Origin of the sequence: Bradyrhizobium sp. CCGB12, from assembly GCF_024199845.1 — a bacterium.
In the GTDB taxonomy this organism is placed as follows: domain Bacteria; phylum Pseudomonadota; class Alphaproteobacteria; order Rhizobiales; family Xanthobacteraceae; genus Bradyrhizobium.
This window is the reverse complement of sequence record NZ_JANADO010000001.1, coordinates 5,938,204-5,951,303: the sequence shown is the minus strand read 5'-3', so window position 1 is coordinate 5,951,303 and position 13,100 is coordinate 5,938,204. Positions and strand designations below refer to the sequence as shown.

General features: G+C 56.7%; 14 protein-coding genes. 12 read left to right on the top strand and 2 right to left on the bottom strand.

Translation table 11 applies throughout. From position 1 onward, the window contains the following. The first annotated feature begins 188 nt into the window (after positions 1–188). The 8 genes from nifD to fdxB all read left to right on the top strand — a co-directional run bounded on the left by nifD (position 189) and on the right by fdxB (position 7,862). Positions 189–1,691 (top strand): nitrogenase molybdenum-iron protein alpha chain, encoded by a 1,503-nt coding sequence (gene nifD / locus NLM27_RS27200; protein WP_254146220.1) that lies wholly within the window; start codon positions 189–191, stop codon positions 1,689–1,691. A gap of 65 nt (positions 1,692–1,756) precedes the next feature. After that, positions 1,757–3,313, top strand: coding sequence for a nitrogenase molybdenum-iron protein subunit beta (nifK, locus tag NLM27_RS27195; protein ID WP_254146219.1), 1,557 nt, complete (start codon positions 1,757–1,759; stop codon positions 3,311–3,313). Between the two features lie 94 nt (positions 3,314–3,407). After that, positions 3,408–5,054 carry a nitrogenase iron-molybdenum cofactor biosynthesis protein NifE gene (nifE, locus tag NLM27_RS27190; protein ID WP_254146218.1) on the top strand — a complete coding sequence of 549 codons (1,647 nt, stop codon included), beginning with the start codon at positions 3,408–3,410 and terminating at the stop codon, positions 5,052–5,054. A gap of 9 nt (positions 5,055–5,063) precedes the next feature. Then, positions 5,064–6,470, top strand: coding sequence for a nitrogenase iron-molybdenum cofactor biosynthesis protein NifN (gene nifN / locus NLM27_RS27185; protein ID WP_254146217.1), 1,407 nt, complete (start codon positions 5,064–5,066; stop codon positions 6,468–6,470). Then, the gene (gene nifX / locus NLM27_RS27180; protein ID WP_254146216.1) at positions 6,467–6,862 is read left to right on the top strand and encodes a nitrogen fixation protein NifX; all 396 of its coding nucleotides are present in this window, start codon (positions 6,467–6,469) and stop codon (positions 6,860–6,862) included. Before nifN ends, nifX begins: the two co-directional genes overlap by 4 nt. 7 nt (positions 6,863–6,869) lie before the next feature. Next, entirely contained in the window at positions 6,870–7,340 is a 471-nt protein-coding gene (locus NLM27_RS27175; RefSeq protein ID WP_254146215.1) for a NifX-associated nitrogen fixation protein, read from the top strand. A 9-nt stretch (positions 7,341–7,349) separates the two neighbouring features. Continuing rightward, the gene (locus tag NLM27_RS27170; RefSeq protein ID WP_254146214.1) at positions 7,350–7,550 is read left to right on the top strand and encodes a CCE_0567 family metalloprotein; all 201 of its coding nucleotides are present in this window, start codon (positions 7,350–7,352) and stop codon (positions 7,548–7,550) included. Positions 7,551–7,562: 12 nt separating this feature from the next. After that, the gene (gene fdxB, locus NLM27_RS27165; RefSeq protein ID WP_254148939.1) at positions 7,563–7,862 is read left to right on the top strand and encodes a ferredoxin III, nif-specific; all 300 of its coding nucleotides are present in this window, start codon (positions 7,563–7,565) and stop codon (positions 7,860–7,862) included. A 692-nt stretch (positions 7,863–8,554) separates the two neighbouring features. Here the strand turns inward: fdxB and NLM27_RS27160 are convergent. Then, positions 8,555–8,737: a hypothetical protein gene (locus NLM27_RS27160; RefSeq protein ID WP_254146213.1), complete on the bottom strand. Its 183-nt coding sequence runs from the start codon at positions 8,735–8,737 to the stop codon at positions 8,555–8,557. 547 nt (positions 8,738–9,284) lie between these two features. Further along, positions 9,285–9,875 carry a hypothetical protein gene (locus NLM27_RS27155; RefSeq protein WP_254146212.1) on the bottom strand — a complete coding sequence of 197 codons (591 nt, stop codon included), beginning with the start codon at positions 9,873–9,875 and terminating at the stop codon, positions 9,285–9,287. A 276-nt stretch (positions 9,876–10,151) separates the two neighbouring features. Between NLM27_RS27155 and NLM27_RS27150 the strand changes: the two genes are divergently transcribed. The 4 genes from NLM27_RS27150 to NLM27_RS27135 all read left to right on the top strand — a co-directional run bounded on the left by NLM27_RS27150 (position 10,152) and on the right by NLM27_RS27135 (position 12,947). After that, positions 10,152–10,472, top strand: coding sequence for an iron-sulfur cluster assembly accessory protein (locus tag NLM27_RS27150; protein ID WP_254146211.1), 321 nt, complete (start codon positions 10,152–10,154; stop codon positions 10,470–10,472). Positions 10,473–10,772: 300 nt separating this feature from the next. Then, the gene (gene nifS / locus NLM27_RS27145; RefSeq protein WP_254146210.1) at positions 10,773–11,981 is read left to right on the top strand and encodes a cysteine desulfurase NifS; all 1,209 of its coding nucleotides are present in this window, start codon (positions 10,773–10,775) and stop codon (positions 11,979–11,981) included. Then, a complete protein-coding gene (gene nifT, locus NLM27_RS27140; protein ID WP_254146209.1) occupies positions 11,978–12,202 on the top strand; it encodes a putative nitrogen fixation protein NifT in 225 nt (74 codons plus the stop codon). Before nifS ends, nifT begins: the two co-directional genes overlap by 4 nt. A 535-nt stretch (positions 12,203–12,737) precedes the next feature. Then, positions 12,738–12,947, top strand: a complete 210-nt coding sequence (locus NLM27_RS27135) for a hypothetical protein (RefSeq protein WP_254146208.1) — start codon at positions 12,738–12,740, stop codon at positions 12,945–12,947. Positions 12,948–13,100: the final 153 nt, after the last annotated feature.

Genomic DNA, 13,100 nt, shown 5'->3' with positions numbered 1-13,100 from the left:
GTTTCTAACATGGGGTATGGGGGCTGATCGTCACTGCGCTCTGTCGACTTCGCAACAAAATTAAGGGCGCCACGCGCAAAACCATTTTCAAATACGCTCGTTTGCGTTCCCGCGGCGCTGGCATGCTCGTTGCAGAAGTCTTCGCCGAGTGCCCCTATTGCAACAAGATAGCTTCAAAGGACATCGGCATGAGTCTCGCAACGACCCAGAGCATCCCGGAAATCAGAGCGCGGAATAAGGAGCTGATCGAGGAGGTATTGAAGGTCTATCCGGAGAAGACTGCGAAACGTCGCGCCAAGCATCTCAATGTTCATGAGACGGGCAAATCGGACTGCGGGGTCAAATCGAACCTGAAATCAATACCGGGGGTGATGACGATCCGGGGCTGCGCCTACGCGGGCTCTAAAGGTGTGGTCTGGGGACCTATTAAGGACATGGTCCATATCAGCCACGGCCCAGTAGGTTGTGGCCAGTATTCGTGGGGCTCGCGGCGCAATTATTACGTCGGAACCACGGGAATAGATACGTTCGTGACTTTACAGTTTACCTCCGACTTCCAGGAAAAGGATATCGTGTTCGGAGGGGACAAGAAGCTCAACAAACTCATCGACGAAGTCCAGGAGCTATTCCCGCTCAACAACGGTATCACCATCCAATCCGAATGTCCGATTGGTCTGATCGGCGACGACATTGAGGCGGTGTCGCGAGCGAAGTCGAAGGAATATGACGGAAAGACCATCGTGCCGGTCCGCTGCGAGGGTTTCCGTGGCGTGTCGCAATCGCTTGGCCACCACATTGCCAATGATGCGGTGCGTGATTGGATATTTGACAAGAACGGGCCCGACAGCAAGCCGAAGTTCGAGCCGACCGCCTACGACGTCGCGATCATCGGCGACTACAATATCGGCGGCGATGCCTGGTCGTCTCGAATTCTGCTGGAGGAAATGGGTCTACGCGTGATTGCGCAATGGTCCGGCGATGGCTCGCTAGCCGAGCTCGAGGCAACGCCGAAAGCAAAGCTCAACATTCTGCATTGCTACCGTTCGATGAATTACATCTCGCGCCACATGGAAGAGAAGTTCGGCATTCCCTGGTGCGAATACAATTTCTTCGGACCCTCCAAGATTGAAGAATCTTTGCGCAAGATCGCCAGCTATTTCGATGACAGAATCAGAGAGGGGGCCGAGCGAGTCATCGAGAAGTACCAGCCGCTGGTGAATGCCGTGATCGCAAAATATCAGCCGCGTCTCCAAGGAAAGACTGTGATGCTGTTCGTCGGCGGACTGCGCCCTCGTCATGTGATCGGCGCATATGAGGACCTCGGCATGGAAGTCATCGGCACTGGATATGAGTTCGGCCACAACGACGATTATCAGCGTACCGCCCAGCACTACGTGAAAGATAGCACTCTCATCTACGACGACGTCAATGGCTATGAGTTCGAGCGCTTTGTCGAGAAGCTCAAGCCCGACCTTGTGGGGTCAGGCATCAAGGAAAAATATGTGTTTCAGAAAATGGGTGTGCCGTTTAGGCAGATGCACTCCTGGGACTATTCCGGCCCATATCACGGTTATGACGGCTTTGCCGTCTTCGCGCGCGATATGGATATGGCCGTCAATTCGCCCATCTGGCGGAAGTTGAAGGCGCCCTGGAAGGATGTCTCCAAGCCGAGACTCTTGGCTGCAGAATGACGCAAGTATGCGCTCTCAGCCGAGAGCCATATTCACAGTAATAACGTTCCAAAAAGGTGTAGCCAATGGCGCAGAGTGCAGAACACGTGCTCGATCACTTAGAGCTGTTCCGCGGTCCGGAATACCAGCAGATGCTGGCCAACAAGAAGGCGTTCGAGAATTGCCGTGATTCCGCTGAGGTCGAACGGGTCAGAGAATGGACAAAGACGCCAGAGTATCGTGAAAAGAATTTTTCGCGGGAAGCCCTGACGATAAACCCCGCCAAGGCATGCCAGCCGCTCGGCGCGGTATTCGCTTCGGTTGGTTTTGAACGCACGCTGCCTTTCGTGCACGGCTCCCAAGGCTGCGTTGCGTATTACCGGAGCCATCTGTCGCGGCACTTTAAGGAGCCGAGCTCCTGCGTCTCCTCTTCGATGACAGAGGATGCAGCAGTATTCGGTGGCCTCAATAACATGATTGACGGGCTCGCAAACAGCTACAACATGTACAAGCCGGGGATGATTGCGGTCTCCACCACCTGCATGGCGGAGGTGATTGGGGACGATCTCAATGCCTTCATCAAAACGTCGAAGGAAAAAGGGTCTGTTCCCGCGGATTTCGACGTGCCGTTCGCGCACACCCCGGCGTTTGTCGGTAGCCACATCACAGGTTATGACAATGCGCTCAAGGGCATCCTAGAGCATTTTTGGGATGGGAAAGCGGGAACGGTCCCCAAGCTGGAGCGCAAGCCGAACGACAAGATCAACTTCATCGGCGGCTTCGACGGTTATACCGTCGGCAACCTGCGCGAAATTAAGCGCATCTTCGAATTAATGGGGATCGAATATACCGTCCTCGCCGACAATTCCGAAGTGTTCGATACACCGACGGACGGCGAGTTTCGGATGTATGACGGCGGCACTACACTCGAGGACGCTGCGAACGCGGTTCACGCCAAGGCGACGATTTCCATGCAACAGTGGTGCACGGAAAAAACGCTGCCGTTCATCGCCGAGCACGGCCACGAGGTCGTGGCCTTCAATCACCCGGTGGGCGTATCCGCTACGGATGACTTCCTGGTCGCGTTGTCGCGCATTAGCGGCAAAGACATCCCGGAAGAACTAGCGCGAGAGCGCGGCCGCTTGGTTGATGCGATGGCCGACTCCAGCGCGCATATCCATGGCAAAAAATTCGCCATCTATGGCGATCCAGATCTCTGCTATGGGTTGGCTGCCTTCCTGCTCGAGCTTGGTGCCGAACCGACCCATGTGCTGTCCACCAACGGCAACAAGGCTTGGGAGAAGAAAACAAAGGCATTACTTGCGGGCTCGACATTTGGACAGAACTGCCATGTCTATCCGGGCCGAGATCTCTGGCACATGCGCTCGCTCTTGTTCACCGAGCCTGTCGATTTTCTGATTGGCAACACCTACGGCAAGTACCTGGAACGGGACACCGGCACGCCGCTGATTCGTATCGGATTTCCAGTGTTTGATCGGCATCACCATCACCGCTCTCCGGTGTGGGGCTATCAAGGTGCCATGAATGTGCTCGTGAAGATTCTCGACAAGATCTTTGACGAGCTGGATAAGAAGGCCAGCCTTGTCGGCAGGACCGACTATAGTTTCGACATAATTCGCTGATGCCGGACGATGCATGTGTCATCGCCGGTGGGATCGGCGATGACCATGCCACGGTTGAGTCCATTCAAATCGTTTCGGCTGAGAGGAGAGAAGGATGAGTTCGCTACCGGCCACGGTCCGGGACATTTTCAACGAGCCGGGCTGCGCGCAGAATCGCAGCAAGCTTGAGAATGAGCGCAGGAAGGGCTGTACCAAGCAGCTGCAGCCGGGTAGCGCTGCTGGCGGTTGCGCCTTTGACGGCGCCAAGATCGCGCTGCAGCCGTTTACCGATGTCGCTCATTTAGTGCATGGTCCAATAAGTTGCGAAGGCAATTCGTGGGACAATCGTGGCTCAGTGTCGTCAGGCTCGGACTTGTGGCGCACGGGATTCACAACCGACATGAACGAAACAGATGTCGTATTTGGGGGCGAAAAGCGACTCTTCAAGGCGATTAAGCAGATAGTCGACAAGTGCGACCCGCCCGCCATCTTCGTCTATCAGACCTGCGTGCCTGCCATGATAGGCGACGACATCGGCGCTGTCTGTAAGGCGGCTACTCGAAAGTTCGGCAAGCCGGTAATTCCCGTCAATTCGCCCGGCTTCGTCGGCTCAAAGAACCTCGGCAACAAGCTTGCCGGCGAGGCTTTGCTCGAACATGTCATCGGGACGCAAGAGCCAGATTACACTACGCCCTACGACATTAATTTGATCGGCGAATACAATCTGTCCGGCGAACTTTGGCAGGTTAAGCCTTTGTTTGACGAACTCGGTATCCGCATTCTCTCCTGCATCTCAGGCGATGGCAAATTTCGCGAAGTGGCTTCGTCGCACCGGGCCCGCGCCGCCATGATGGTGTGTTCAAGGTCAATGATCAACGTCGCGCGTAAGATGAGGGAGCGCTACGAGATTCCATTTTTTGAAGGATCGTTCTACGGCATCCAGGACTCCAGCGACTCACTCCGTGAGATTGCACGATTGCTGGTCGAGCGCGGCGCGCCCGGTCATATGATCGAGCGCACAGAGGCGGTGATCGCACGCGAGGAGGCGCTCGCTCGGGCCGCCATCGAGCCATACAAGCCACGCTTTAAGGGCAAGAAGGCTTTATTGATTACCGGCGGCGTCAAATCGTGGTCGATCGTTGCCGCGCTGCAGGAGGCCGGACTCGAATTGGTTGGGACCAGCGTGAAAAAATCCACCAAGGAGGACAAAGAGCGCATCAGGGAGCTGACTGGGCAGGATGCACACATGATTGAGGACATGCCACCGCGGGAGATGTACAAGATACTGAAGGACGCGAAAGCGGACATCATGCTCTCGGGCGGCAAATCGCAGTTCGTCGCGCTCAAAGCGGCGATGCCCTGGCTGGACATCAACCAGGAGCGGTGCCACGCCTACATGGGCTATCTCGGAATGATCAAGCTGGTCGAGGAGATCGACAGGTCATTATTCAATCCGATGTGGAAGCAGTTGCGCCGACCGGCGCCCTGGATTGAGCCGGCTAGGGCGATAGGGCAGATGCACTCGCCGGCCGCCGCCAGCATCTCCGATCCAGCAATCGACAAGACGGAACGGCGCGCCAAGAAGATCTGCGTCTGTAACACAGTTGATCTGGGCACAATAGAGGACGCGATTTATTCGCATGGTCTGACTAGCGTCGAGGCAGTCCGGCAACACACTAATGCGATCGGTGGCTGCTGCAAGAGACGCATTGAGGATATCCTTCAGTCCTCGCCGCCTCCCGTACTTCAAGCCGCGGAATAGGAAGATGTCATGGCTGTTGTCACGACCTCAAAGAAGGCTTGCGCCGTCAACCCGCTGAAGATGAGTCAGCCGATTGGGGGCGCGTTCGCTTTCATGGGGCTGCGGGAGGCGATGCCACTTTTACATGGCTCTCAAGGGTGCACGTCCTTTGGGCTCACGCTGTTTGTACGGCATTTCAAGGAGGCGGTGCCGTTGCAGACCACCGCGATGACCGAGGTCACGACCGTGCTCGGAGGCTATGAGAATCTCGAGCAGGCCATACTTAACATCTTCCTTCGCGCCAAGCCAAAGATCATTGGCATCTGCTCGACGGGGGTGACTGAGACCAATGGTGACGATGTTGACGCCTACATCAAGCTTATTCGCGATAAACACCCGCAACTTGCTAGATTGCCTCTGGTCTTTGTCTCGACGCCCGATTTCAAAGACGCGTTCCAGGATGGCTGGGAGAAAGCTGTGTCGCGGATGGTCGAGGTGCTGGTTGATACACCTGCGGTGGAGGCTCTGCGTGATCCCGCGCGGGTCAACGTTCTTCCAGGATGCCACCTCACGCCGGGTGATCTCGATGAGCTCCGAATCATCCTTGAAGATTTTGGCTTGCAGCCATCTTTCCTACCTGACCTTGCTGCGTCTCTCGATGGGCATGTCCCGGATGAATTTACGCCGACGACGATCGGCGGCATCGGGGTGGACGAGGTCGCGGTCATGGCCGGGGCGGGGTGGACTATTGCCATCGGTTCGCAGATGCGGCGGGCTGCAGAGGCAATGCAGGCTAAGACTGGCGTGCCATTTCGCTTGTTTGAGCGACTGTCCGGCCTGCTTCCCAGCGATGAGTTCATCGCCTTTTTGAGCGAGATCAGCGGCCGCCCCGTGCCAACAAAATATCGCCGTCAGCGCGGGCAACTCGCTGATGCGATGCTGGACACGCATTTCCATATTGGTGGTCGCAGACTTGCGATAGGAGCCGAGCCCGACCTCTTGTTCGATCTGTCGAGCATGCTCCACGATATGGGGGTCCAGGTTATCGCGGCCGTGACGACCACGCGGTCGACGGTGCTGGAGCGGGTGCCAACCGATGAGGTACGGATCGGTGACCTGGAGGATCTGGAGGAGCTTGCCAAGAGCAAAGGTTGCGATCTGCTCATCACGCATTCTCACGGCCGGCAAGCGGCAGCACGGCTGAAGATTCCGTTTTATCGCGCTGGCTTTCCGATGTTCGATAGGCTGGGCGCAGGACACCACAAATCGGTCGGATATCGGGGGACTCGCGATCTGATCTTCGCCATCGCAAATCTCGTGATCGAGGACCGCGAACAGAATCATGGGCCTACGCCAGATACCTGGCGGATATCGAACCTGCCGTCGGCGGCGTGCCGCCGCAGTTTCAAAGACCGAACAGAGAGGCCCATTGCATGAAGGTTGCGTTCGCTACCCAAGACTTGCAGCGTGTTGATGCGCATTTTGGTTGGGCGAAAAACATCGCTGTCTATGACGTCGGCCCGGGGGGATACGTGTTTGTGAATGTGTTTGAATTCCAAGGCGATCTCAAGGAGGACGGCGATGAGGACAAGCTCGGCCCAAAGATCGAGGCTATCGGGGACTGCGCCATCCTCTATGTCGCGGCCATCGGCGGATCAGCAGCCGCCCGGGTGGTGGCCAAGAAGATTCACCCGATCAAGGTGAACAAGCCTGAGAACATCCTGGTGCTGCTAGCAAAGCTCGAGCGCGTACTGAAGGGGACGCCCCCGCCCTGGCTACGCAAAGCCTTGACTAAGGATCAGAAGCGCACATTCGATGTCGATGACTGAGGATGGCATGAAGCAGGCCGCAAACATAGCGCAAGGCGATAGGGCGCTCGATGCGCCGATCGTCAAAGAGCTGGTCAAGCTCTGGCGCGCGCAGGATATGCACGGTTCGTGGGAGAACAGGAGCGATGTCGACCTGCTCGGACCTTATATCGTTAATAGCATGAAACGACGCGAACTTCCGATCGTCGGCGATCCGGATCCAAGCACGATCCGGCGCCTGGAGCTATTCTTTGATGCCGTCGCACTCTCGATCGAGAAGGCAACCGCGGTTATGATCCAGCCGATGCTGAAGATGAACCATGAAGGCTTCGGTCGCATGGTGCTGATCGGGGGACGACTGGTGGTAGTAAACAAGCAGCTGCGCGATGTGCATCGCTTTGGCTTCGACAGTCTCGCGAAGCTCGTCGGTGAGGGTGACAAATATGTAAGAGACGGCGTTAACATGATCCGCAAGTTTCCTAGTGCAGCAAACCATTGAGGGGGGCTTATGAGCGATCGCGAGGGACTGGAAGCAGAACTAAAGAAGCTTTCTGCAAGGGCAACACAGGCCAAATTGGATCTACACGATCTCTCGGAGGAACTGCCCATCAATTGGCCATCGATCATGGCTGTGGCCCAGAAGGCGCATGATGCCTTCGCCGAACTCGATTGCAAGAGACGGCAGCTAAAACAGCAGGAGAATTCGTAAAGGTACTCGATGATGTCATCTGTAACGCGTGGTGGTCGAGACTGGACGCCGAACTACCTGAACTCTATCGACGCCAGGAAGTGCATCGGATGCGGTCGCTGTTTCAAGGTCTGTGGTCGCAATGTCATGACGTTGAAGGGGCTCAGCGAGGAAGGCGAACTTGTAGACCTCGAGGACGACGAGAACGATGAGATTGAGAAGAAGATCATGGTAATGATTGACAAGGACGCATGCATTGGCTGCGGTGCATGTGCGAGGGTGTGTCCGACCAACTGCCAGGCCCACGCTTCGTCCGTAGCGGGGGCAGCGTAGGGCGCGCATCAAGGTTGGTTGCGGTGGGACCCATCGTTATCCTGACCAATTGCGTTCGGGCATGGTTGTCGTGTTGTCATGTGGCTTGCTGATCTTCGATGAGAGTGTGCCGGTTACAAACGATCTTGGAATCGGGATCACGTAGCCGTCTCACGAAGAAAAAAGGTGATCGGTGAGGACTTCGCGTCCGGTTGGGGTCGACTATCTTGCCTAGCCCGAGCTTGACCACGAGCTCAGTTGAAGGCAGATGTGCTATTACGAGACCTGATCCGATGTATAGGCGACTCGCCGACTCATCCAGCAAATCACAATCGCGACCCAAGCCGGTCAGGCGGGTCATTCACCAGGTTGTCACCGCTTTGCGGACGCAGTTGCACGGCTGAGACGTAGCAGGCCGAAGTTTCAACAAAGCCGGTTCTTGGCGAAGCCGCGAACGTGGATGATGCAAGCGGTGCCACCTCGGCAAGCGCCCCTCTTGGAGTTGGCCGAACCAGGGCATCAGCGATGAACATGCGCTCTTCGAAGGAATCAGTTGCGATAGTGCTCCCGGAAAGAAGCTGATAATCTCGCGGACATGTGCAGGAGGTCATATTGCCGCTCTCGATACCGCAGAGCATGGCGATCGGCATCGCTGCGCGATAGTGGCGCGACAGTGTTGGGGCGTACCTATGCGTCGGACATACGCGCACCGGTCACCATTTGTGCAGTGCCTGCACGCAGGAGCGGTAACGCGGATCGTCTTCGGGATTGACAAGCTTCGACCCAAGAGCGGCCAAATAGACCACCAATGCGCTCGATGCGGCGTTTGACCGCAGATTAAGGTCCGACATGGTTCGATCGCGCGAGTGTCCCTCAAGCATCGTCGTACGCAGCATGCCCAGTCTCGCACTCAGTGTGGTTCATACGTGGTTTGGCGCCCCCTTCGCGGACGCGGGCTCACGTTAGGGGGCGCTGCGGACGGGCGCGGCATTCTTAAGACGTGGTCGGCCGCGTCTCGACGTCGGAATCATCGTGGTCTTTGCCCCCGCGGGGCTGATAGGCAGGATCAGGTTGCACTTACGAACAGGCACGCGATGGACCGTCCAAAATGAAGGTAGGGAGTCTTGCATGGTGAAATCGAAGTGATGATCAATGAAGGCAGCTTGTCATGAATGCGCAATGGAGTTCACCAAACACCGTCTATGCAATCTGCCGGCTTGAATTCATTCCAACCCGCCGTGCGATTGGCTTCCATCTGATGATCGTCGATGAGGACGGCAGCCGAAGACCGTGATCCATAGTCGTGGTTCGTTGGGCAAGAAGGTGCTTGGCTATCTCAACGAATGTCCGCACAACAGCATCAACTTGAACTGGGAGCGTAACGACTTTCTCAATCCATGCGGCGTTCGGCTGATGCCCTCACCTGAGACGTGAAGCCCGGGCTTAGACCGGCCGGTTCTCATTTCGATTTTTCACCGGACCCATTCTCTCCGATGCAACCTCGTAAGAGATCTGGTCATAGGAGATATAGAGTGACTTCGCCGCGTCGAGCAGATAATCGAGCTTGCCGCCGGGGTTTAGATGCTTGATGTCGTTCTTATCGATTCCGATCAGATCCATCATTTCCTTCCAGACTGTGGACTCGTCGCACGGCAGAACGTGGAAGGTGATATCACCAAGTGTAATTCGGTATTTGGCCAAAAGATCTATGTTATTGCAGAACATGAAGTAGCGACCGTCCGGGGTCAGCGCACTATCAAGCACGTTTGCCACGTCAGAAAGATAGGCGAATGAGTGCAGATAGCCAGCCAGCAGTGGAATTGTGCTTTCACCTTCCTGCGCAATCGTCAAAACTTGCTCGATTGAATAGTCCGGCGGTCGTTTTTCGTCGGCCACCTGGGCCTGGAATTTCAGTGCGATGTCGCCGCGAAAGCCAAACCGACCTGGCTTGGTAGTCTCGCCTTTGAGTACGGCGTTGAGCAAACGCCCCTCCCTCTCAAGTTTGCCGAGTGCGGTGTTCTCGATTGAAGTCATCAAAGTAGTCCTCGATCTAATCTCTTCACCGGTGCCTTGGCCGGTGCGAGATTCAATGCAAAGTTCTTGCCGGCACATGCGCGTCGGGTTTGAGGCCTGAGTTACAAAGAATCCCAGCAATCGTGGTGCGAAAACCCTCAAGGATTCTGGTCGGGAATTCGACAGGAGTTCAAAAGCCAACAGGTAGGACTCCAAGGAGATAGCAATAGGCGGCATTGCCGAAGTGGCATGGCACTTGCCAGTTCGGTGACCAAACACAGCTGGACGAGGGTGAACATGATCAGTCTGACCGATAGCGCAGTGAATGCGGCCAAGAGCGCGATTTCAGCGTCGGCGCTCCCCGCGGGGGGGCTGCGCATCGCAGTCGAGGCGGGCGGCTGCGCCGAGTTCAAATACACAATGGGCCTTGCCGCCCAGGCAGAGCCCGACGACACAGTCATCGAGTGTGACGGACTCAATGTGTTCGTTGACAATAGTAGCAGTCAGCATCTGGTTGGCACGACTATCGACTTTGTGGTGGCGCTGGAGAGCTCGGGCTTCACCTTCGACAACCCAAACGCAAAGTCGAGTTGCTCTTGTGGAAAATCCTTCTGCTGATGACGGAAGTCGACGCATGGGCGAAGCGCGAGAAGAAGCTGACGCAGCCGTCGGCCATTGGAGTGACCCGCAGCAGCTCAGCTTCGCCATGAGAGAAGATCGGCCGACCTGCATCGCGAGGGGGACGACTGTCAGATGACCGGATAGACAACAGCACGATCATGGTAAGCCGACCGGCGCCTGCGTGCTCTTTCCGCATCCTGGCGCGACGTTGGGGCAATTCCAATTCAGGGCGCCGGTCAAAAAGTCCCGTCGGAGTCATTTGCCTAATGCCAATGCCGGTCCAATCAAAGTGCGAGATTGAGGGAGGATCAGTTGCCGATCTATCTTGACAACAACGCGACCACACGGACGGACCCGTCCGTCCTGCAAGCCATGTTGCCGTTCTTCAAGGAGCAATTTGGCAATGCCTCCTCGACCCATGCTTTTGGCAGAGAGGTCGCAAGCGCCCTGGAGCACGCGCGTTGCAGCTTGCAAGCATTGTTAGGCGCTGCGCACGATCAGGAAATCGTCTTTACGTCCGGTGGGAGCGAGGCCAATAACACGGCAATTCTTTCTTCGCTCGCGACCCAGGAGGGCCGGGATGAGATTGTCACCACCTCCGTAGAGCATTCCGCCGTCCTTACGCCGGTCAAGCAATTGGCTATAATGAACTTCAAAACGCACGTGGTTCCCGTAGATAGGCGTGGCCGGCTCGACATCGACGCGTTTCGACGCGCACTCGGGCCACGCACTGCTCTTGCTTCTATAATGTGGGCCAACAACGAGACGGGAACGATTTTTCCTGTGGAGTTTCTAGCCGGTTTGACGCGTGAGGCGGGCGCGCTGTTTCATACGGACGCCGTGCAGGCCATAGGCAAACTGCCGATCGACTTGAAGAATAGTGCTATCGACATGCTGTCGCTCTCCGCACACAAACTGCATGGCCCCAAGGGGATCGGCGCACTCTATCTGCGAAAAGGTACAAAATTCAGGCCGCTGATCTGGGGCGGATCACAGGAGCGACTGCGCCGCGGGGGAACTGAGAATATTCCCGGCATCGTCGGCCTCGGAAAAGCTGCAGAGCTTGCGGCGGAGCGGCTCGGGCCGGAGTGCGTTCGCATCGGCGCATTGCGCGATCGCCTCGAGCAGGGAATTTTGCAAAATGGCGACTGCATGGCGCTCGGCGATATCAACAACCGGCTATCAAACACGACGAACATCGCGTTTGACCATCTCGAAGGCGAGGCAATTGTCCATCATCTCAGCCGCGCTGGCATTGCCGCTTCGCTCGGATCAGCTTGCGCCTCCGGTTCAATGGAACCGTCGCATGTCATGCGCGCCATGGGTGTGCCGGCGAAGAGCCTGCGCGGCGGGGTGCGCCTGTCTCTATCGCGTGAGACAACTGTCGAAGAGATCGACGAAGTCGTGTCTGTTGTGTCAGAAATTGTGGCTCACTTACGCGCGGAATTGCGAGGAGCATGCGAAAGCGCCCAGAATGCCTCGCGGTTCAGGAGCTCGAATTCATGAAAATAATGATTCGCCGCTCCCCCGACACTGGCCTTTCGATCTACGTGCCGAAGAAAGATCTCGAGGAGCCGATCGTGGAATCCGAGCATGAGACACTTTGGGGCGGCTGGATCAGGATAGCCAACGGCTGGGTCCTCGATCTGCCCGAAATGGCCAGCGACACGACGCTCCCGATCACAATCAATGCCAAGAAGCGTGGGGAAGACAAGGACGGTCGATGAGGGCGCTCCCGCAAGTCGAGCTCGCCGATGCAGCCGACGCGAAGGCGATCCTCATCGATCTCGCGGGTAGGATGAGAGCCGGCATTTCTTGGAGCAGGCCGCGTCGAGTTGCCCGGCCCTGGATACCAATGGCCTGAGCCCTTGGTTGACTTTCGCCAGAAGGTTGCGCCAGCGCCAGGCTAAGGAGCAATGCCTGAGCGTCGCGCAATATATCGGAGCAACAAGCATCGTTGCACTGTGACGGAACTGATGGATCTCTCCGCCGGTCCAACACCGCTGCATCATCGTGTTGCGATCCTGCCCGTGCCTGATAGCGGACTCTTGCTACGACGGTAGCATACGCGCGGCGCTTGGAAAGCGTAATAACGGATCGGTGAGGTGCAAGGCACCAATCGCTGGTGCCGCTCTCACGATTCGGCGGTCCAAGATTGATCACGCCTCAGCAGCCCGTGGCCTACTGTGTTGTAGCAGCCGCATGGCAGGGCGATACCGGCCAAGAACTTCTTGCTCACTGACTCAGATTACGTCGAGGTCCTTGGCTGAAATCGACGCCCAGAAGCTGATCAAAGCATCGGTGACAGGGCGGAGATCTCTCTCCATCGGCTGTCGCTTCCACGTCCAGCCAATGCGCATCTATGCGTGGCCGATCGCGAAGCACTCTGCCGGTGTCCATTACCCGATCGTCGATCCGCAAGTGCTCTCACGCAACGACCTCCGCTCGATGGAGATATCGCTTTCCAGGTAATGGTGCAGAGCGGGTCCGCCGATCCCGGTGCGATATAGAAGATCGCACCTCAGAATCGGCGCAGGCGAGCGGAGCTAAAGCGAGCTCAGTCGGTGACGTATGAGAACGCGAACATTGGCGTCCCTCCGTCAACATTGCGACTGCTGTCGCGTT